This window comes from Janthinobacterium sp. Ant5-2-1 (assembly GCF_001445815.1).
GTDB lineage: Bacteria > Pseudomonadota > Gammaproteobacteria > Burkholderiales > Burkholderiaceae_D > Janthinobacterium > Janthinobacterium lividum_E.
In genome coordinates this window covers 15,769-36,086 of sequence record NZ_LNCE01000035.1, presented here as the reverse complement: position 1 = coordinate 36,086, position 20,318 = coordinate 15,769, and the positions used below count along the sequence as shown (strand labels likewise).

The 20,318-nt window shown below is 62.6% G+C and carries 15 protein-coding genes and 1 pseudogene; 2 read left to right on the top strand and 14 right to left on the bottom strand.

Translation table 11 applies throughout. The features are described from left to right. Window positions 1–7: 7 nt before the first annotated feature. From ASN89_RS12650 to pilM, 10 genes and pseudogenes are all read right to left on the bottom strand, one after another. Entirely contained in the window at window positions 8–3,229 is a 3,222-nt protein-coding gene (locus ASN89_RS12650) for a molybdopterin dinucleotide binding domain-containing protein (protein ID WP_058049490.1), read from the bottom strand. Window positions 3,230–3,239: 10 nt separating this feature from the next. Further along, window positions 3,240–4,346, bottom strand: coding sequence for an NrfD/PsrC family molybdoenzyme membrane anchor subunit (gene nrfD / locus ASN89_RS12645; protein ID WP_058049489.1), 1,107 nt, complete (start codon window positions 4,344–4,346; stop codon window positions 3,240–3,242). Between the two features lie 3 nt (window positions 4,347–4,349). Beyond that, complete coding sequence (dsrO, locus tag ASN89_RS12640; RefSeq protein WP_058049488.1) at window positions 4,350–5,060, bottom strand: sulfate reduction electron transfer complex DsrMKJOP subunit DsrO; 711 nt, start codon at window positions 5,058–5,060, stop codon at window positions 4,350–4,352. 263 nt (window positions 5,061–5,323) lie between these two features. After that, a complete protein-coding gene (locus ASN89_RS12635) occupies window positions 5,324–6,472 on the bottom strand; it encodes a deoxyguanosinetriphosphate triphosphohydrolase (protein WP_058049487.1) in 1,149 nt (382 codons plus the stop codon). Window position 6,473: 1 nt separating this feature from the next. Continuing rightward, window positions 6,474–8,135 (bottom strand): bifunctional shikimate kinase/3-dehydroquinate synthase AroKB, encoded by a 1,662-nt coding sequence (gene aroKB / locus ASN89_RS12630; RefSeq protein ID WP_321166331.1) that lies wholly within the window; start codon window positions 8,133–8,135, stop codon window positions 6,474–6,476. 61 nt (window positions 8,136–8,196) lie between these two features. Continuing rightward, on the bottom strand, window positions 8,197–10,473 hold the full coding sequence (locus ASN89_RS12625) for an Ig-like domain-containing protein (RefSeq protein ID WP_082654545.1): 2,277 nt from the start codon (window positions 10,471–10,473) through the stop codon (window positions 8,197–8,199). Window positions 10,474–10,519: 46 nt separating this feature from the next. Further along, window positions 10,520–11,845 (bottom strand): annotated as a pseudogene (locus ASN89_RS12620) (type IV pilus secretin PilQ); the annotation flags it as partial. Between the two features lie 92 nt (window positions 11,846–11,937). Then, window positions 11,938–12,972 (bottom strand): pilus assembly protein PilP, encoded by a 1,035-nt coding sequence (locus tag ASN89_RS12615; protein WP_058049484.1) that lies wholly within the window; start codon window positions 12,970–12,972, stop codon window positions 11,938–11,940. A gap of 15 nt (window positions 12,973–12,987) precedes the next feature. Further along, window positions 12,988–13,548, bottom strand: coding sequence for a PilN domain-containing protein (locus ASN89_RS12610; protein ID WP_058049483.1), 561 nt, complete (start codon window positions 13,546–13,548; stop codon window positions 12,988–12,990). Continuing rightward, the gene (gene pilM / locus ASN89_RS12605; RefSeq protein ID WP_058049482.1) at window positions 13,545–14,177 is read right to left on the bottom strand and encodes a pilus assembly protein PilM; all 633 of its coding nucleotides are present in this window, start codon (window positions 14,175–14,177) and stop codon (window positions 13,545–13,547) included. Before pilM ends, ASN89_RS12610 begins: the two co-directional genes overlap by 4 nt. A gap of 300 nt (window positions 14,178–14,477) precedes the next feature. Here pilM and ASN89_RS12600 point away from each other — a divergent pair, with 300 nt between their 5' ends. Next, a complete protein-coding gene (locus ASN89_RS12600) occupies window positions 14,478–16,823 on the top strand; it encodes a penicillin-binding protein 1A (RefSeq protein WP_046681678.1) in 2,346 nt (781 codons plus the stop codon). 66 nt (window positions 16,824–16,889) lie between these two features. Here ASN89_RS12600 and cyaY read toward each other — a convergent pair whose 3' ends face one another. Continuing rightward, the gene (gene cyaY / locus ASN89_RS12595; protein WP_035824041.1) at window positions 16,890–17,219 is read right to left on the bottom strand and encodes an iron donor protein CyaY; all 330 of its coding nucleotides are present in this window, start codon (window positions 17,217–17,219) and stop codon (window positions 16,890–16,892) included. Window positions 17,220–17,259: 40 nt separating this feature from the next. Between cyaY and lptM the strand changes: the two genes are divergently transcribed. Beyond that, window positions 17,260–17,442 carry an LPS translocon maturation chaperone LptM gene (gene lptM / locus ASN89_RS12590; protein ID WP_034778304.1) on the top strand — a complete coding sequence of 61 codons (183 nt, stop codon included), beginning with the start codon at window positions 17,260–17,262 and terminating at the stop codon, window positions 17,440–17,442. On the opposite strand, the gene ASN89_RS12585 is transcribed toward lptM, so the two are convergent. From ASN89_RS12585 to ccsB, 3 genes are all read right to left on the bottom strand, one after another. Continuing rightward, window positions 17,439–18,092, bottom strand: a complete 654-nt coding sequence (locus ASN89_RS12585) for a sulfite oxidase heme-binding subunit YedZ (RefSeq protein ID WP_058049481.1) — start codon at window positions 18,090–18,092, stop codon at window positions 17,439–17,441. The genes lptM and ASN89_RS12585 overlap by 4 nt on opposite strands. A 9-nt stretch (window positions 18,093–18,101) precedes the next feature. Beyond that, entirely contained in the window at window positions 18,102–19,079 is a 978-nt protein-coding gene (msrP, locus tag ASN89_RS12580) for a protein-methionine-sulfoxide reductase catalytic subunit MsrP (RefSeq protein ID WP_058049480.1), read from the bottom strand. 72 nt (window positions 19,080–19,151) lie between these two features. Continuing rightward, a complete protein-coding gene (ccsB, locus tag ASN89_RS12575) occupies window positions 19,152–20,303 on the bottom strand; it encodes a c-type cytochrome biogenesis protein CcsB (RefSeq protein WP_034753239.1) in 1,152 nt (383 codons plus the stop codon). Window positions 20,304–20,318 lie beyond the last annotated feature (15 nt).

The window sequence follows — 20,318 nt, the reverse complement described above, 5'->3', positions numbered from 1 at the left end:
GACAAATCTAAGTCCGCACGATGCGCGCCGGCAGCCCCTGCCGCACCGCCGTGCCCGAGACGGGATCGACAAACACGTTCTTGTCGCCGCGGCTCGGGTCCGTCAATCCCAGGTCGTTCAAGTTGATGCCCGCGCCGATGGCCGGTTCGTCGGGCTGGCGCAGCTTGCCGATGCGGTGGGCGCGCGCACCGTGTTCCTTGTGGCCGAAACCATGTTCGACGGCGATCACACCCCGCTGCACGCCGTGGCGCAGCATCACCGTGGCCCTGGCCTTGCCGCCCGGCGTTTCCAAATAAATTTCATCGCCATTTTGCAGCTTCAAGCGGGCCGCATCGTCGGGGTGCACGGCGACCGGGTTGTCCGGATGGATGCCGCGCAAGCGCCGCGCGCCGATGCTGTACGAGTTTTGCAGCGCCGATTTAAAGCTGATCAGCTCGAAAGGCCATTCGCTGGCCGGATAGGCCTTGCGCACGGGCGTGCCATCGGCAAACGCCGCCACCCGCCACGCGGGCGTACCGGGGAAACGCTTGCCGCTCAAGCTGTTCTTGCTCACACCCAGGCCCTCGTTGTACAGCATCATCGGTTTCAGATAGCGGTGCGTGGACCAGTCCTGCGGATACGGCGTTTCATCGGCCACCGGCACGGGAACTGCCGGCGCCTTGGCATTCACGGGTGGCGGCAGGCGCAGGCCGAACATCTCGCCATAGCTCTGGTAGCGCCCTCCCCGCGCCAGCATGAAGGCCACCTTGCGCCACTCTTCCGGCTTCAGGGTGCGCTCCAGTTCGGAACGGATGCGCGCCACGCCGGACAGGTCGATATCGTCGTCGCTTGCGTCAGGCACGGACGTTTTTCCTTGCCAGGCGATGTTGGCGCCGCCGCGCAGATACCAGTCTTCCGCGCGCTGCAGGGGGAAGCGCTGGCCATCCATGTCTTGCAGGGCGTCCGGGCCGAAGCCGGGCAAGGCCATCGTTTTTGCCAGCGCGATGAAGAACGATTCCATGCAGATGGTCTGGCCGTCGAGCGTTTTTTGCACGCGCGGTTCGACCACGGGCCAGCGCGCCGTGCTCATTTTGACGGGCATGCCGCCCCAAGCGCCGGCCCAGCCCCAGCTTTCATACAGCAAGGTATCGGGCAGCAGATAGTCGGCAAACGCCGAGCTTTCATTGATGAAGGGGTCGATGGCGACGATCAGGGGAATCTTCTTCGGATCGGCCAGTTCCTTGCCGATCTGCGCGCGCAAGCCCGTGATGCCGTAGACGGGATTGCAGCTCCACAGTATCAGCGCCTTCAAGGTGTACGGATAGCCGTTCATGGCGCTGGTGAGCCACTCGGTCGCCAGCGCGGGCGCGTTCGGATACCACGGCGCCCTGGCCGGATAGGCCTTGCCCGCTTCTTTCTTCAGCTTGAATTCCGAGGTTTTTTCATACGGCACATTGCGTCCGATCGGCATGCCGGCCGCCTTGATCTCGCCGTCGAAACTCTCCAGGTTATAGCGCGGACCGGGTCCCGCATCCTTGAAGCTGCCGCCATTGACGAGGGTGCCGCCCTTGCGGTTCAAATTGCCGATCAGGGTATTGAGCATGACCAGCGCGTACGCGTTGTAAAAGCCTGCACCCGACATCATGCCGCCGTGCGCATTGACGGCCGCGCGCTTGCCGTGACTGGTCAGTTCCTGCGCCAGGCCTTCGATGATGTCGCGCCCGATGCCGCAGGCGCTTGCGTATTCCTCCATGCTGTGGCGCTGCGCTTCCTCGTTGAGCATCGTCATCGCTGTCTTCAGCTGCAGCGGCGCGCCCGCCACTTCCAGCAGGCCGTCGAAGAACAGCCGCGCCTCGCCCTTGGCCGCGTTGTGCGGCACGATGGCTTGCGTGGCGGCGTCGATCACGCAGAAGGCGTCGCCATCCTTGTAACGCTCTTCTTCCGCCAGTTCCACCGCGCCGATGTCGGACGCACGCAGGTAGCGGCCATCGCGCGGATGGCCCTTTTCGTTGATGATCAGGTGCGTGGCGTTGCACCAGGCGGCCTCGCCCGCCGCTTCCGCCACCTTCAGGTTCGGCTGCACGAGGAAGTTGCGGTCATAGCGTTCGTGCTCGATGATCCAGCGGATCATCGCCATGGCCAGCGCACCGTCCGTGCCCGGCTTGATCGGCACCCAGCGGCTGCGGTCGCCCGCCGCCAGGCTGTCCGCATTCGTCAGCACGGGATCGACGACGACGTAGCTGAATTCGCGCTTGCCCGAACGTGCCTTGGCGATCAGGGTACCCTGGCGCTTGAACGGGTTGCCCGCATTGCCCGGCGCCGTGCCGACGAAAATGCAGAACTCCGTGTTTTCCAGATCCACTTTCGCATGCGGCATTTTCTTCATGTCGCCGAACATGGCACCCGAGCCGCTGCGGTAGGCGCCGCCGCAATACGAGCCGTGGTTGACCAGGTTCAGACTGCCGTACGACTGCTTGAAAAAGCGCGTGCCGAACGCAAGGCGGCCATCGTCGGTGCTGCACATCAGGCCAACCTGGTTCACTTGCGGACCCAGTTCCGGCTGCGCCGGATCGATCGGTTTTTCCAGCTCGCGCAAGGCGCGCAAGCCCTGTACGTGGCCTTCGCCAAACAGGTCACCGCCTTCCGTCACTTCCTTCACCAGTTGATCGAAAGCGATCGGTTCCCACTGGCCGCCGCCGCGCGGCCCCACGCGCTTCATCGGCGCCAGCACACGGAACGGCGACTCCATCTGTTCCAGCACGCCGTTGCCCCGGCCGCAAGCCGTCGAGCGGCCCTTCAAGCCCTTTTCCTGGAAGCGCGACAGCGAGACAAAGCTGTCGCGTATCGAGGTCTGGTATGGCAGCGCCGGATCGGCCGACAGGGGGCTGTAGGGATTGCCCGCCACGCGCAAGACCTTGCCGCTATTTTTATCCAGGCGTACGCGCACGCCGCAAAACGTGGTGCAGCCCATGCACATGGTGTAGCTCACTTGCTGGTCCGGATTGACGGTCAGCTTGCCCGTGGCCGTGTCGACGGAAAACTCGGGCGGCAGCGAATTGCCATGCAGTTTCTGCACAGGTTTATCTTTGCCCAGCGCGTGGTCGACCATGCGACCAGCCGTGGTGGAAAAGCTGGCGGCAAACGCGGCCAGTCCGCCGCCGATGGCGCCGTAGCGCAGCAGCTTGCGGCGTTTTTCATTTTCGTCTTCGGGGACGTCGTTGCGGTCGTCGTTGTTTTTGCGTTCGTTCATTTTTGACTCCTCAGTGCGTGGCCATGGCGGGACGGTTGCGCAGCATGCGTCCGGCCCATGGCAAAAATTCCAGCATCAGCAACAGCAGCGCGATCCACAGGCCCGCCGTGCCGATAATCCCCATCAAGCCATCGTTCCCCATCGGCAGGTGGTAGTCGTACAGGCCCGCGCCCGTTTTCGGGATCGTCTGGCCGCCGATGAATATCGTCCAGCGCATCATCCAGGCGCTATGCAGCGCGATCAGGCCGTTGACCAGGCCACTCGTGGCCGGGCGCCAGATGGCCAGGGCCATCGGCACGATGGCCGACAGCACGGCCCAGACGGCCGTGAACTGCCATTGCGGCATGCCGGCCACCTGCGTAAATGCCATGCTGTGGCTGGCGCTCACGCCGGACAGGCTGACGAACAGCCAGCCGCCGCCCAGGGCCAGCACCAGCGCCAGCGACAGGGCCAGCGCCCGGTTCAGCGATACTTCCAGGGCCTGGTCGCGGCCCGGCAGGAAACGGTTGAACAGCAGCGCCAGGCCCACCGCCCCGACAAAGGCCGTGGCGGCAAATTGCGCCGGCAGGAAGGGCGTAAACCACAGGGGACGGGCGCGCACCACCATCACTTCCATGCCCGTGTACAGGCCCACGACAAAGGCGGCCAGCAAGGTGCAAGCGGCGGCGGTGACGATGGCCTTGCGCGAGGCGGCGCCACCGCGCCCCAGCAGGCGGTAGGCAAAGGCTAGGCGGTCCTGGCCATGCCCCCGCGTGGCAAAATCCACGCGCAGCGCCAGCCACGCGTACAGCATCAGACAGCCCAGATACAGGGGAATGAAGAACGAACCCCACGACATCCACGACTGCGGCTGGAAGTAAATGTAGAAATGGTAGAAGCGGCCCGGCCCGTGCAAGTCGGCCAGCAGCGCCACGGGCGCCGTCATGCCGCACACGAGCGACGCCAGCAGCGCGATGCGCCCCAGGCGTTCATACGCCTTGCGGCCGAAGACGAAGTACGGCAAGGTCAGCATGAAGCTGCCGTAACTGAGGCCGATGAGGAAAAAATACTGCACCGCCCACGGCAGCCATGCCGCTTCGCGCGTGACGTTGACAATTTCGGTGATGTGGCTGTCCATGGTTTATTTCCCGTGTTTGCTCGGTTGCCAAAGAGTCGCTTCGCCTTCGACGTGGCCGGCGAAGCGCGTGTCCAGTCCCAGGTAGAACACGTGGGGCTGGGTGCCCTGCTCGGGTTTGAGCACCTTCACCTTATTCTCGGTGAGCAGCTGGTGCACCAGGCTTTCGGGGTCATTGAGGTCGCCGAAGATGCGCGCGCCGCCCACGCAGGTTTCCACGCAGGCCGGCAGCAAGCCTTCATCGACGCGGTGCGCGCAGAACGTGCATTTATCGGCCTTGCCCGTCTCGTGGTTGATGAAGCGCGCGTCGTACGGACACGCTTGCACGCAGTAGGCGCAGCCCACGCAGCGGTCGCCGTCGACGACGACGACGCCATCCTTGCGCTGGAAGGTGGCGCCCACGGGACAGACGGGAATGCAGGGGGGATTGGCGCAGTGGTTGCACAGACGCGGCAGCATGTAGGTGCCGCAGCGGTTCTCTTCCTTCACTTCATAGGTCGAAACGACGGTGCGGAAGCTGTTTTCCGGTACGGCGTTTTCCATGATGCAGGAGACCGTGCAAGCCTGGCAGCCGATGCACTTCTGCACGTCGACCACCATCGCCCAGCGCTGGCCGCCTTCGCCCTTCGTGGCCGCCTTGCCGGGCAGCGGCGCGATGGCCGCCCCGATGGTTACGGCTGGCAAGGCGCGCAAGAAACTGCGGCGCGATTCAATCATGACTCTCTCCTTGACTATGGGCGGCAAGCCCTTGTTGACTTGCTGCCATGATAGAAAAGAAGGTGCTGCGGGGGTATTGGGGTGATCAGGTGGGGACCTAGATGATCATGCCAATTGACAGGATCGGCAATGCGGAGTAACGGGGCCGCGCCAACAATGTTGTCGGACTCCCCATGAGCGCTTGCATTGGTAGGTCGGGTTAGCCGGCACGGCGTAACCCGACACGCAGCGTCGCGCGGGCAGATCAGTGCCCGCAGTGACCGTTACAGCTCGTCGAGCGAATACAGCCTGCGGTGCTCGCGGATCGCGTAGCGGTCCGTCATGCCGGCGATGTAGTCGGCGATCTTGCGCGCCTGCTGCGTGACGTCGCCATCCTTATCGTGGCCAATCAGCTGATAGTCGGGCGGCAGCAGGGCCGGTTCGGCCATGAAACTGTCGTACAGTTCGCGCACGATGCGGCTGGCCTTTACGCGCATGCGGTTGACCTGGTAGTGACGGTACAGGTTGGCCCGCAAGAAGCGCTTCAGGTCCGTCGCGTCCTTGCGCATGGCGTCCGAAAAACGGATCAGCGGGGCACTGGCGCGCACTTCGTTCACGTCGCGCGGCGCGGCATCGGCAATCAGGCCGGTCGAGGTGACGATCAGATCGTCGGCCAGGGCCGTGATCAGGCGGCGCAGGGTTTCATAGATGGCGCGCCGGCCGGACAGGCCGGGAAACGCCTGCTGCACCTCGCGCCACAGGCGGCCGAAGAATTCCACTTCTTCCAGCTGCGCGATGGTGATCAGGCCGGAACGCAAACCGTCGTCGATATCGTGGCTGTTATAGGCGATTTCATCGGCCAGGTTGGTCAGCTGCGCTTCCAGGGTCGGTTGCGTGCGGTCGATGAAGCGCTGTGCCACGGGACCGAGTTCGCGCGCATGCGCCAGCGAGCAGTGTTTCAAGATGCCTTCGCGCGTCTCGAACATCAGGTTCAAGCCGTCGAAGGCGCCGTAGTGCTCTTCCAGCGTGTCGACCACGCGCAGGCTTTGCAGATTGTGCTCGAAGCCGCCATGCTCCTGCATGCATTCATTGAGCACGTCCTGGCCCACGTGGCCGAACGGCGTGTGGCCCAGGTCATGCGCCAGCGCGATGGCTTCCACCAGATCTTCATTGAGGCGCAGGTTGCGCGCGATCGAACGTCCCACCTGCGCCACTTCCAGGCTGTGCGTCAGGCGCGTGCGAAACAGGTCTCCCTCGTGGTTGAGGAACACCTGGGTCTTGTATTCGAGGCGGCGGAAGGCCGAGGAATGGATGATGCGGTCGCGGTCACGCTGGAACTGGCTGCGCGAGGCGTGCGGCGCCTCGGCAAAGCGACGTCCCTGACCCTGTGCCGAATGGGCCGCGTAGGGGGCAAGGAAGTCTTCGGGCAGCATGTTATTGCACTCCGGCGGCCAGGGTGGCCAGCACCAGTTCGTGCGGCGCGGACGTGATGCTCGGACTGCCCAGGGGTTTCAACAGGATGAACTTGATGGCGCCGCCCTCGTTCTTCTTGTCGACCTCCATCAGTTCCAGCCAGCGCGCGACACCGAGGTCCGGCGCCTTGACGGGCAAGCCAGCGGCGGCGACGAGCTTGCGCACGCGCTCGACGGCCGCCTGGTCGATATAGCCCATGCGGCACGACAGGTCGGCCGCCATCACCATGCCGCAGCCGACGGCTTCGCCGTGCAGCCAGTGACCGTAGCCCAGGCCCGCCTCGATGGCGTGGCCGAAGGTGTGGCCGAAGTTCAGGATGGCGCGCAAGCCGCCTTCGCGTTCGTCCTGGCGCACCACGTCGGCCTTGATTTCGCACGAGCGGGCGATCGCATACGCGAGGGCGCCCTTGTCGCGCGCCATCAGCTTGGCCATGTTCGCTTCGATCCAGTCGAAGAACGCGGCGTCGATGATGGCGCCATGCTTGATCACTTCGGCCAGGCCCGCCGACAGCTCACGCGCCGGCAGGGTTTCCAGGGTCGATGTGTCGGCGATCACGGCGCGCGGCTGGTAGAAGGCACCGATCATGTTCTTGCCCAGCGGGTGGTTGATGCCCGTCTTGCCGCCGACGGAGGAATCGACCTGCGCCAGCAGGGTGGTGGGCACCTGCACGAAGCCGATGCCGCGCATGTAGCTCGCCGCCGCATAGCCGGTCAGGTCGCCGATCACGCCGCCGCCCAGCGCCACCAGGGTGGTCTTGCGGTCGCATTTATTCGCCAGCAGCGCGTCGAAGATCTGCATCAGGCTGGCCCAGTTTTTATATTCCTCGCCGTCCGGCAGGACGATGCTGATCACTTCGCGGCCATCGCTGGCCAGCGCCGCCTGCAGGCGGCCCAGGTACAGGGGCGCGACGGTGGTATTGGTGACGATGGCCACCTTGTGGCCGCTGATATGGCGTAGCAGCGCATCGGCGTCGGCCAGGAGGCCAGGGCCGATGGCGATCGGATAACTGCGTTCGTCGAGGTCTACACTCAACAACATTTTGGATTGCTCGTTCATCGAAGGCTCTGCATAAATGACGCAGTTGGGCGAGGCCTCGCATTCGAGGCTGGCCAGCTGCATCAGGATGGTCTGGACCATCGATTGTACGTTAGGACGGCCCGTGTCGATCACAATGTCGGCCACTTCCAGGTAATGGGGCTCGCGCTGCGACGTCAGCTCTTCGAGCTTCCTGCGCGGGTCGGCCGTCTGCAGCAGGGGACGATTCTTGTCGTGGCTGGTGCGCGCGAGGATGTTGCTGACGCTGGCGCGCAGGTACACGACCGTGCCCCGCTCCTTCAGATAGGCGCGGCTGTCGGCGTTGAGGATGGCCCCGCCGCCCGTGGCCATGACGATGCCTTCCTGGGCGCTCAGGTCCCGGATGACCTCGGCCTCGCGCCGGCGAAAGCTGGCCTCGCCCTCGATTTCAAAGATCCACGGGATGGTCGCTCCCGTGCGTGCCTCGATTTCGTGGTCGGAATCGACAAAGCGCAAGCCCAGCTTGCGGGCCAGGATGCGCCCGATCGTGGTTTTGCCTGCGCCCATGAGGCCGACAAGAAAGATATTACTGTTGGAAATTTCGGACACTTTTTTATATCAATCAGAAAATAAGCGGGCACCGCCTCTACGGCGCCCGTTTCCCCTTACGTCAAGGACAGGAGAATGTCAGTCTAAACGGGTAGCTGGTGGCGTTGCCCTGCGGCGTCGTCACTGTCACATTAAACGTGCTGATCACATTCGCTACACAATTCACCGGCGTCAGGCTATTAATTGTAACGGCATGCCGGCCTCCCTGGTTACCTTGAATGTTGCCTCCGGTACGGTCATCCACACCTAGCGTGTTGTGCGGATAGATATTTTGTATGCTCTCCGGAGTGATGGATCCAACTCCATTGATCATATTCGTGATCGCGACCGTAGTTCCGGAGGGCATGGGGTTTTGATGCAAATCGCTGAATCTCAAGCTGAATTGACGTACTGCTGCGGCCGAAACGCTCCCAAGATCATAGGTGCTGCGATCCAGGCTGACCTGGGCCGACTGATCGAACAGCGTGACATTTTCGGGACGGCTGCCGCTCAGGAAAATGGCGATCTTCGCGAACAACGTCTTGCTGCCGTCCGAAGTGCTGGCGCAGACAGTGGCAAGACCGGGCCACTGGCTGTCGGCCGTGCCACCATTGTTAACATCATTGCAAGGTGTGACAGGTGGATTGGTCACCACGCGCGGGTTTTGGCTGCGGAAGTCGACTGAACAGCCGCCGTTGATGGTGGTGCAACCACCCATGCTGGACGAGCCGACGGCGCCTAAGTTGCTCTGGAATGCGACCGGCGTGCCATCGGGAACGGGGTTGCCCGCTTGATCTGCCAGCAAAATAGTGACGGTCGTGGCAGGGATTCCTACGGCGCTATCATAAGACCAACCTTCCACGCTGGACTTGACCGAACTGAGCGAAAACGCCGTTTGCACGGGCAAGCCCGTCGTCACAAGGATGGAGTCCGACAGGGTAGAAACACCTGATGCCAGGCTGGCCTTGACGCGGAAGGTGGTCGGCATAGTACCGGAATTGACCGTGGTAATGACTTCGCCGTTGGCGTCCGTGGTGTCCTTCAATTTATTCAAAGTCATGCCGGGACCGTTGAGCAGAGAAAACGTGACGTCCTGTCCAGGCAAAGGTTTATTGAAGGTGTCGAAGACGCGAAAGGTCAAGGTCGCCGTTTCCGTGCGCGACAGACCACCCTGGCCTTGAATGACGAGGGACTTGCCAACCGGGCTGACGGCAGAAAACTGGACCGACGCCGGCGCGGCACGTTCGATCGCAAAGGAGGCGTGAAGAGCCCTGTCGCCACCCACTACCGCGGCAAAGACCATGTCACCACCACCACAACCGAGGTCGCGATACACTGCCGATGCCTTGCCATTAACGGCCGGCACGCCGCTGGTCACGCTGGCCTTGCCCATAAAGACACAGTTCGATCCAAAATTCACAGTCGTTCCGGGCCCGGTGTACAACCTGCCGCCAGACATGATGTCGACCGACACGACCGCGGTGCCATAAGCAGGAATACTGTTGGGCGAAAATGTCATATTGGCGGGCTCCAGATTGGTGGCCCCCAGAACATAATTGATTTGACTGCTGGCAACGGCACCATTGGCCGTCGTAGTCGCCCTCAACGTGGCAGCGCCGCTGGCCGACAGACTGAAAGGGCGCAACGTGACGCTCGCCGTGCCTGTTGCGTCGGTAAGTGCCGTTCCTACCGATGGTGACATCACTGCCATGGTATTGTCCGTCGAAAATGCCACCAGCACGTCGCTGATCGGTTTTCCGTTCAAATCTGTCACCAACGCCTTGGCCGTCAGCGGCGTGGCGCTCGACAAGGCATTGCTGGCGTTCGCTCCGCTCAGCAAGGAAAGCGTCATTTTGGCGCCAGATGCCTGCGCCGTCTTGATTTCATAGCTCGCCTCGCCGGTGACCGTGGCGGTGCCTGCCCCGACAGTGGCCGTCAGCTTACCGGCACCAGCGACCGTCGCATTCAAGGCCGAGACAGTGATGCTGGCATAGCCCTTGGCGTCGGTCAGCGCCGTGCCGTTGGTCGATGACAACGTTACCAACGCGGCGTCGGCCGAAAACGTGACCACGGCATTGCTGACAGGAACGCCATTTTTATCGTTCACAAGCGCCTTGGCAGTCAACGGCGTCGTGCTGCTCAATGCATTGCTGGGCTGGCCAGCGACGTTCAACAGACTCACCGTGACCGTCGCGGCCACGCCGCCCGTCGTCCCACCACCATTGCCGCCATCGATGGTCGGGTCACCGCCACCGCCGCCACACGCGGCCAGTACAGAGCTAATGACCAGCAAGACCAGCCAATTCGATACCCGACTCCAATAAGTGTTGCCCCAAGATACATTCCGCATAGTCGCCATCAGTCCGCTTTCGTGTGCATTGTTACTTAAACGTAAAGATGTGACATTAACGTGTTGCTGGCCGATCTGCCACTATTTTCGGCGTAATAAACACCATTAGTTCCGTTTTTTCTTGACTGCGGCCCGTGCTGCGGAAAAAAACACCGAGCACGGGGATGTCGCCAAGAATTGGCACCTTGCTGTCCGTGCCCCGTTCGGATTGCTGATAAATACCGCCCAGCACCACCGTGCCGCCGTCTTCCACCATCACTTGCGTGCGCACGTGCTTGGTGTCGATGGCGAAGCCGGAACGGGTTTCCTGGCCCACGCTATCCTTGTTGACGTCCACTTCCAGCACCACGTTGCCATCCGGCGTGATCTGCGGCGTCACTTCCAGGCGCAAGTTCGCCTTGCGGAACGTGATCGACGTGGCGCCGCTGCTGGTGGCCACCTGATACGGCAGCTCGATGCCTTGCTCGATCAGCGCCAGCACCTTGTCGGCCGTCACCACGCGGGGGCTGGAAATGATCTTGCCCCGGCCGTCCGCTTCCAGCGCGGACAATTCCAGGTTCAGGAAGCGGTTGGCGGCCGCCGAAAACAGGCTCAGGGCGAAGCTGGCCGGCTGCAAGCCATTGATGCTGGCGGCCGGCAAGTTGACGAATTGCGTGTTCGGCACGAAGGCGCCGCTGCCGGCCACCGTTTGCCCCGTCGCCTCGCCCACGCCCTGGTAGCTGCCGCCGACAGCCGCGCGGCGCCCGCTGCCGCCCAGGGAAAAACCGGGCAACTGGCCCGCCGCCAGGCGCTGGTCCGTAAAACCCAGGCGCGCGCCCAGGTTGCGGCTGAAACTGTCGTTCGCCTCGACGATGCGCGCCTCGATCATCACTTGGCGCGTTGGAATATCCGTCTTCTCAATCAGTTGGCGGATCTGTTCCAGGCGCGCCGGCACGTCGGTGACGAACAGCTGATTCGTACGCGGCTCGATCAGCACACTGCCACGGCGCGACAGCAGCCGGCTGCGCCCTTCCCCCGCGTCCAGGCCGAACACGGTGCGGAACGCTTCGGCCTTCTGGTAATTGAGCTGGAAGATGGCTGATTGCAAGGGTTCCAGTTCCGCGATCTGCGCGCGCTGTTCCAGTTCCAGCTTTTCGCGCGCAAGGATTTCCTCGCGCGGCGCGATCCACAGCACGTTGCCATTGCGCCGCATGTCCAGGCCCTTGGCCTGCAGCAGCACGTCGAGCGCCTGGTCCCAAGGCAAGTCGCGCAGGCGCACGGTCACATTGCCCGCCACGCTGTCGCTGGCGATGATGTTTTGCCCCGATGCATCGGCCAGGATGTGCAGGGCCGCGCGCACGCCTACGTTCTGAAAATCGACGGAGATTCTGTCGCCCGCATACAGCCGTGGCGCCGTCACCTGCACCACGGCCTCCTGGGCAAGACCGTTGGCATGCAGACACAGCATGGCGGCCAGGAACATGCGGCGCGGCCTCATGGCGCCGCCTCGGGCAGGCTGGCCTTGGCGTCGCCCGCCTTGCTCAACGACAGGCTGCCGCGCCGCTCGCGCCACCCGCCTCCCCCGTCCTGCAGCAACTCCCTGTACTGCAGCGCTCGTTCGCTGATGTCCGTCACCACGCCGTGATCTTGCCCCAGGTACTGGCCCACCGTTACCCGGTACACGCGCTGGCCCGCCAGCAGCAGCGCGCTCAGGCGCCCGTCCTGTTGCACGCTGCCAACCATGCTGATGGCGGGCAAGGCTACGCTTTCCAGCGGTTCGCGCATCCGCCGCAGGTCGGGCCCCGCCACACCGCCCCGCTGACCGGACACGGGCGCCGGCGGCAAGACATTAAATGGATCGGCCAAGGCAGCCGCTTCGTAGGGATGCGGCGCGACAGCGGCAAGCGGACGCCAAGTTGGTGTCACTGCGGGCGCGCCCGCCTTGGGCGGCAATGTCGCTTGCGCCGCCAGCTCTCCCGCTTCGGGCAAGCGATACGCCTGCAGCACGGCGTCAAGGGTCAGCAAGCGATCCTTGCCGAGGGTCAAGACCAGCTCGTGCACCGTGACGATGCGCGGCAGACGCGCCAGGTCCGCCAGCAACGCGCCCATGGCGTGGTAACCGCCGCGCAACTGTATCGCGATCGGCAAGGCGACATACGGCGCTTGCGGCCGGGCAACACCCGGCTTGAACAGGGAAAATTGCAGCCCACGCGACTGGCCTGCGGCGTTAATGTCCGTCAACAGCACGGCCATCGCTTGCTGGTCCGGTAATTGCTGTTCCAGCAAGGCCAGCTCAGCGCCGGCCTGACGCTGCTGCGCACGCCACTGCGGCAACTGCTTCGCCCTGGCCTGTGCCGCCAGATAGTCGGCGCGCAAGCGGGCCGCCTCACTTTGCGCCACCTGCACGGCGGTCATCAGTCCAGCCAGCCATGCAAGGTGCAGCAGCGTGGCCACCAGCGCACCGGCAAGGGCGGCGCAAGCGAGGCGCGCCGGTAGCGGCCACAGCGACGCGGTCTTCAAGCTCAGCATGATCAACCTCCACGACTAAGATTGCCCAGCGGGTGCCAAAGCCAGCCGTATCGTCCATTCCACGGCGCCATCGGCCACGCCGCGCACTTCCAGCACTTCCGGGCGGGACCAGGGCGCGGCCTGCTCCAGCGCCAACAGCAATCCCGCGACCTTGTCCTGCGACACAGCCTGCCCTTGCAGGCGCACCATCGCCGTTTCCTGGTGCACACTGTGCAAGGCCACGCCGGCCGGCATCGCCTGGGCCAGAACCGCCAGCATGCGCACCCAGGCATTGCGTTGCTCTTGCAAACTGGCAATGGCTTGCTGACGCTGCAGCAGCGCCCCCGTCTCCCCCTGCACCCGCTTGCCGGCGGCGAGGACGGCATTAACTTGCTGCATGACATGACGCCAGTCCTCCTGGCGGCGCAGTTGCGCGTCAAGCCGGTACTGCAGCCAGACGCCCGCCGCCAGGGCCAGCAGCAGTCCCAGCAGCGCCCCGCCCGCCAGTTGCCACAGCAGCCACTGAATGCGCCTGCGGCGTACCGCCTGGCGATACGGCAAAAGGTTGATACATGGCACTTCCGCCACGGCTTTCATCGGGCGTACCGGTGCATGGCCAGGCCCCAGGCCAACTGGTAGCTCAGACCGCCGTCGGGCAAGGCTTGCCAGCCACCTTGCGCGAGCGCCGCCTGCAAGGCCAGGGCCTCGCTATCCATGATGACGGGCGTCAAGCCGGCTGCCTTGGCCGCATCCAGACGGCGCTGCACGCTGGCGCGCCGCGCCGCCACCAGCAACACGTCGATCTCGCTGCCGGCCTGGCCGGCAAGCGGCGGCGCGGGGCCGAGAATGAAAAAATCCAGGCTGGCGTCTTCCAGCGGAAACGGCATGTATTGCGCCGCCTCCAGTTCCACGAGGATTTCCAGCTGCTCCTCCGGTAATCCGGCAGGCAGGCGGATCGCGTGCGTGATCAGGGCCGTGGCCGGCATGGCCAGCGCCACGCGAGTGCAGCCGCTGCCACTGTCGCGATAAGCCTGGCGCACGGCATCGGCCAGGCCCTGCAGATCTTCGATATTGCCTTCAAGCATCACCCCTGCTGCCAGCGCAGAACTGCCGCAATGCCGGCACGACAGTTTCCCCCGCCGGCGTCTCAACTCGACCACGCGCACGGCATCGTCCGCGATGTCGACGCCCAGCAAGCCGGTGCCAAGAAAACTACTGATGGACATGTTTTTCATAGAGAAACGTCAGCGTGGAAGGAGGTCCTGCCATCCGAAAGCCTAGTCCCGGCAGCGCTGGCTTGTAAATGGATTTCACGCTCGTGTCTGCGGCGCGCGGCGCCTATCTGGCGGGGCCGTGATCTGGCGCAGGATAATTGTTACCAAATCTTGGTTGCCAGCGGGCCAATACACGCTTATATAGAGTATCGGCAAGTTTCGACACTCCCCCGGCAAGCGCCACGGCGCGCTGCCACCCCGGCAAGCTCGCTTATAATTGGCCCGCATAATTAACCGAAAGACATACGACGCATGACATCTTCAAAATCCGCTGGCCCCGCTGGCTCGAAGCCGCCCACCAAGGGCAGCAAACCCAAACGTTTCCTGCTGATGGCCCTGGCATCGCTGCTGGGCCTGGGCATCGTCGGCGTGCTGCTGGTGGTATTCGGCCTGGCCATGGCCTATCCGAACCTGCCGGCGCTCGATACCTTGACCGATTACAAGCCCAAGATGCCGCTGCGCGTGTTCACGTCCGACAGTGTGCTGATCGGCGAGTTCGGCGAAGAGCGCCGCAACATGGTGCACATCAAGGATATTCCCGATGTCATGAAGAAAGCCGTGCTGGCCATCGAAGATGACCGCTTCTATGAACATGGCGGCGTTGATTACCTGGGCATCACGCGCGCGGCCCTGCACAACCTGACGGGCGGCGCCAAGCAAGGCGCCTCGACCATCACGCAGCAGGTGGCGCGCAATTTCTTCCTGTCCAGCGAACAGACCTTGAAACGCAAGGCGTATGAAGTCTTGCTGGCCTGGAAGATCGAGAAAAACCTCAGCAAGGATCAGATTCTCGAAGTGTATATGAACCAGATTTATCTGGGGCAGCGCGCCTACGGCTTTGCCTCGGCCGCGCAAATCTATTTCGGCAAGAACATCCAGGACCTGACCGTGGCCGAAGCGGCCATGCTGGCCGGCTTGCCGAAAGCGCCGTCGGCCTACAACCCCGTCGTCAATCCGAAACGCGCGCGCATGCGCCAGCAATACATCCTGCAACGCATGGCGCAGCTGGGCTACATCACGCCAGAGCAATACACGGAAGCCAAGAATGAAGAGCTGAAAGTGAAAACCGACAGCAGCGCCTTCGGCGTGCATGCGGAATACGTGTCGGAAATGGCGCGCCAGCTCGTCTACGAGCAATTCAAGGAAGACACCTATACGCGCGGCCTGAACGTCTACACCACCATCACCAAGGCCGACCAGGACGCCGCCTACATCGCCTTGCGCAAGGGCGTGATGGATTACGAGAAACGCCACGGCTACCGCGGCCCCGAAGCGTATATCGAAATTCCGAAAACCAAGGCCGAAGCGGATGACGCGATCGAGACGGAACTGGCCGACCACCCGGACAGCGACGACATCATCGCCGCCATGGTGCTGCAGGCCTCGCCAAAATCGTTGCAGGCAGTCACCTCGGCCGGCGAGGAAATCACCATTACCGGCCCCGGCCTGACCTTCGGCGCGGCCTGGCTGTCGGAAAAAGCGGCGCCGAACCGCCGCATCAAGCGCGGCGCCGTGATCCGCGTCATGCAAGAAGGCAATGCCTGGGTCTTGACGCAGATGCCGGAAGTGCAATCGGCGTTCGTCTCGGCCAGCACCACGGACGGCGCCATCCGCGCCATGGTGGGCGGCTTCGATTACAACCGCAACAAGTTCAACCACGTCACGCAGGCGTGGCGCCAGCCAGGTTCGGCCTTCAAGCCCTTCATCTATTCCGCATCGCTGGAACGGGGCCTGTCGCCGGCCACCATCATCAACGATGCGCCGATCTCGTTCGACGCTGGCCAGACTGGCGGCCAGGCGTGGGAACCGAAAAACTACGACAGCAAATACGATGGCCCGATGACCATGCGCAAGGGCTTGATGAAATCGAAGAACATGATTTCCATCCGCATCCTGCACAAGATCGGCGCCAAATATGGCCAGGAATATGCAACGCGCTTCGGCTTTGACGCGGACAAGAACCCGCCATACCTGACCCTGGCCCTGGGCGCCGGCAACGTGACGCCGCTGCAGATGGCGGGCGCGTATGCCGTGTTCGCCAATGGCGGCTACAAGATCAACCCGTATCTGATCGCCAAGGTCACCGATAGCGACGGCAATGTCTTGTCGCAAGCCAAGCCGGACCTGGCGGGCGAGGAAGCCAACCGGGTCATCGACGAGCGCAATGCCTTCATGATGAACAGCATGCTCAACGACGTCGTGCGCTTCGGTACGGCCAATAAAGCCATGGCATTGAAGCGCCCCGACCTGGCCGGCAAGACGGGCACGACCAACGATTCCATCGACGCATGGTTTGCCGGTTACCAGGCCAAGCTGGTCGGTATCGCCTGGATCGGCTACGACCAGCCGCGCAACCTGGGCAACCGCGAAACGGGCGGCGGCCTGGCCTTGCCGATCTGGATCAGCTACATGGCGAAAGCCCTGAAAAGCATTCCCGTCGAGGAACGCGCCGTGCCGGAAGGCCTGATCCACGTGGGCGACGAGTATTACTATGCTGAAAACCCACCGGGCACTGGCGTAGGCAGCCTGGAAGGCGCGGCGCGCGGCACGCCGGAGGAAGAAAAGGCGAAAGAAGCCGTGAAGAACGAGTTATTTTAAACGGTAATCATGCAAAAAGGGCAGCCTGCAAAGGCTGCCCTTTTTTTATTGCCACGGCAGTCAGAATTACTTCAGGACCACCGGCGCACCCGCCTGCTCGCTGGCCATGGCCGACAGGGCCGCGAACAGTTCCGAGCCGTCGCGCGTGTTGATCCACTCGTCGCCCACGCGCTTGTAGTGGAAACCGCCGGAACGGGCGGCCACCCACATTTCGCGCATGGGAGCCTGGCTGTTGACGATGATTTTCGTGCCGTTATCGATGAATTCGATTTCCAGCACATTGCCGCTGCGGCTGCATTCGACGTCGAGCACGTCTTCATCGTTCAGCCGGTCCAGCGCCGCCTCGATCTGGGTCAGGGTGGCTTCGGCCAGGGCCAGGAATTCCGATTCGCTCATGCTACACTCCAAAGATCTTAATCAAACCGTGATTCTAATCGTGAAGTCATCCTCAGCGTTTTATATCGGCACCGCCATTGTGGTTTCTAGCGTCCTGGCCGGCTGCGGCCAGCCCGGTCCCCTGTACCTGCCCAAGCCGCCAGCGGCCAAGGGCGCGCCAGCCAAAGGCCCCGTCGAACCAGCGCCCGTGCCGCCGCCACCGGTGATCGTGCCGGCAACCTAAGTCGAGCGTACCGGGGTGGCAGCCTTGGCCGCCCTGGCGCTTTTCTCGCGCTTGCTCCAGGCAAAATAAACGCGTATTAGCAGCAGTAGCGCGACGATGCTGCCGAACAGGATCGGTTGCGCGAAATTATTCTTGCCCGCCTTCATCCACCAGAAGTGCAAGATGCCCAGCGGCGCGATGATATAGATGAGCCGGTGCAACCACTGCCAGCGCTTGCCTCCCAGGCGTTTCACCATGCCGTTCGTGCTTGTCACGGCCAGCGGAATGAGCAAGACGAAGGCAATAAAGCCTACCGTGATGAATGGCCGCTTGAGCACATCCTTCCACATTTCCTGCACATCGAAAAAGTGATCGAACCATAAAAACGTGGTGAAGTGCAGCGCCGCATAGAAAAACGCGAACAGGCCCAGCATGCGCCGCAGCTTGATCAGCCAATTCCATTGCGTAAAGCGCCGCAAGGGCGTCACTGCCAGGCTGATACACAGGAAATACAGGGTCCAGTCGCCCGTGCCGCGCGTGATGAATTCCAGCGGCTCCACCAGCTGCCCCGTGTACGTCAGCCAGACCATGCGTCCAAATGGCAGCAGCGCCAGCAAAAAGATCAGGCTTTTCAGCAGCGATAACTGCCTGCTCGTGGGGTTGAGGGCCATGGTCTTTCCTTAAAAGAACTTTTTCAGGTCCATGCCCGCGTACAAGGAAGCGACATCGTTGTAGCCGTTGAACATCAGGGTCTTGCGCTTGCGCGCGAGAAAACCGTCTTCCCCGATGCGCCGCTCGGAAGCTTGCGACCAGCGCGGATGATCGACGTTCGGGTTCACGTTCGAGTAAAAACCGTATTCGGACGGCGCCGACAGGTTCCAGGACGTGCGCGGCTGTTCCTTGACGAAACGGATCTTGACGATGGATTTGGCCGACTTGAAACCATATTTCCACGGCAATACCATGCGCACGGGCGCGCCGTTCTGGTTCGGCAAGGTTTCGCCATACATGCCCAGGGTCAGCAGCGCCAGCGGATGGTTCGCTTCATCGATACGCAAGCCTTCCGTATAAGGCCACTGCAGCACGCGGCTGCCCACGCCCGGCATTTGCTTCTTGTCGGCCAGGGTGATGAATTCCACATACTTGGCATTGCCAGTCGGCTCGACCTTCTTGATGATTTCCGAGAAGGAATAACCGACCCACGGGATCACCATCGACCAGCCTTCCACGCAGCGCAGCCGGTAGACGCGCTCTTCCAGCGGCGCCAGCTTCAGCAGCGCATCGAGGTCCAGGGTCATCGGTTTCTTGACTTCGCCTTCGATGCTGACCGTCCACGGCCGTGTGCGCAGGGTGCCCGCGTTTTGCGCCGGGTCGCTCTTGTCCGTGCCGAATTCGTAGAAATTGTTGTACGTGGTGGCGTCTTTATACGCCGTCTGCTTTTCCAGCGCCGAATAGGCGGGATTGAGCTTGGCAGCCAGCTTGGGATTGGTGCCTTGCGCGAACGCTTCGCGGCTGGCCATTTCCAGCAACGCCGCGCTGGACATCGAGCCCAGCGCCACTTGCTTGATGAAGCTACGACGCGATTCAAACACGGCACGCGGCGTGATTTCGGAAGAATACGGCAACTCAATGCCGTTGGGACTGCGCTTGATCAACATGGCGGCTCCGGAAAAAGGTGATTGGATATACCTTACACCAGTTTTTCCGGGCCGTTCATGACGCTTCTGTCATTAAAGTTTTCCGTAAGAATGCAAGCCGGAAAGGAACATATTCACGCCCAGGAAGGCGAACGTCGTCACCAGCAATCCCACCAGCGCCCACCACGAGGCGACGCGGCCGCGCAAGCCCGTCATCAGGCGCATGTGCAGCCAGGCTGCATAGTTGAGCCAGACGATCAGCGCCCACGTTTCCTTCGGGTCCCACGACCAGTAGCCGCCCCATGCTTCGGCCGCCCACAGGGCGCCCAGGATGGTCGCTACCGTGAAGAAAGCGAAGCCGACTGAAATGGCCTTGTACATGACGTCGTCGAGCACTTCCAGCGACGGCAAACGGTCGACCAGGTAGCCGCTCGATTTGAGCAGGTAGGCTGCCGCCACCATGGCCGACAGGGCAAACGTGCCGTAGCCGATGAAGTTGGCCGGCACGTGGATCTTCATCCACCAGCTTTGCAGGGCCGGCACCAGCGGCTGGATTTCGGCCGCGTCGCGCGTGACCGTGTACCACATCAGGAAGACGACGGCCGCCGAAATGACCAGCATGACGAAGGCGCCCAGCTGGCGCGTCGCGTAATGCTGCTCGTAGTACAGGTAGAACATGGCCGTGATCAGGGAAAACAGGATGAACACTTCATACAGGTTCGACACGGGAATATGGCCCACGTCGGCGCCGATCAGGTAAGACTCGTACCAACGCACCAGCATGCCCGTCAGGCCCAGCACGACGCCGGCCCAGCACAGCAGGGAGCCGACGGACGAACCGAATTCCGAGCGCGCCACGAGGCCGATCCAGTAGAACAGGGTCGACAGCACGAAAAGCGTGCCCATCCACAGGATGGCGGACTGGCTCGACAAGATGTATTTCAGGAAGAATTTCTGGTTCGCCATCTCCAGGTGGCCCGCGTACAGCTCGATGGCGAACAGCGACAGCACGGCCGCCACGGGGATCAGCCAGCGCACCGGCTTCCAGTACCAGCCCAGCCACGCGAAGGTGGGCGCGGCCGCCAGCAGGATGGCTTTTTCATAGATATCCATGAAGGCGCCAAAACGCATCAGGCCGAACAGGGAGGCGGCCAGCAAGCCGGCGCCATACAGCCAATCGATCAGGCTCAGGCGCTTGAAAAATCCCGGTTCCTGCGTATATATTTGCTTGTTTGCCAATTCCATCATTTTCTCCATTCC

Bases quoted from the DNA above. Each gene is read 5' to 3' on its own strand.
- ASN89_RS12635 (WP_058049487.1), bottom strand. From the start codon at position 6,472: ATGCTGCCCGAAGACTTCCTTGCCCCCTACGCGGCCCATTCGGCACAG.
- ASN89_RS12615 (WP_058049484.1), bottom strand. From the start codon at position 12,972: ATGCTGAGCTTGAAGACCGCGTCGCTGTGGCCGCTACCGGCGCGCCTC.
- ASN89_RS12610 (WP_058049483.1), bottom strand. From the start codon at position 13,548: ATGAAAGCCGTGGCGGAAGTGCCATGTATCAACCTTTTGCCGTATCGC.
- ASN89_RS12600 (WP_046681678.1), top strand. From the start codon at position 14,478: ATGACATCTTCAAAATCCGCTGGCCCCGCTGGCTCGAAGCCGCCCACC.
- ASN89_RS12585 (WP_058049481.1), bottom strand. From the start codon at position 18,092: ATGGCCCTCAACCCCACGAGCAGGCAGTTATCGCTGCTGAAAAGCCTG.
- ASN89_RS12650 (WP_058049490.1), bottom strand. From the start codon at position 3,229: ATGAACGAACGCAAAAACAACGACGACCGCAACGACGTCCCCGAAGAC.
- nrfD (WP_058049489.1), bottom strand. From the start codon at position 4,346: ATGGACAGCCACATCACCGAAATTGTCAACGTCACGCGCGAAGCGGCA.
- ccsB (WP_034753239.1), bottom strand. From the start codon at position 20,303: ATGGAATTGGCAAACAAGCAAATATATACGCAGGAACCGGGATTTTTC.
- ASN89_RS12625 (WP_082654545.1), bottom strand. From the start codon at position 10,473: ATGGCGACTATGCGGAATGTATCTTGGGGCAACACTTATTGGAGTCGG.
- pilM (WP_058049482.1), bottom strand. From the start codon at position 14,177: ATGTCCATCAGTAGTTTTCTTGGCACCGGCTTGCTGGGCGTCGACATC.
- cyaY (WP_035824041.1), bottom strand. From the start codon at position 17,219: ATGAGCGAATCGGAATTCCTGGCCCTGGCCGAAGCCACCCTGACCCAG.
- dsrO (WP_058049488.1), bottom strand. From the start codon at position 5,060: ATGATTGAATCGCGCCGCAGTTTCTTGCGCGCCTTGCCAGCCGTAACC.
- msrP (WP_058049480.1), bottom strand. From the start codon at position 19,079: ATGTTGATCAAGCGCAGTCCCAACGGCATTGAGTTGCCGTATTCTTCC.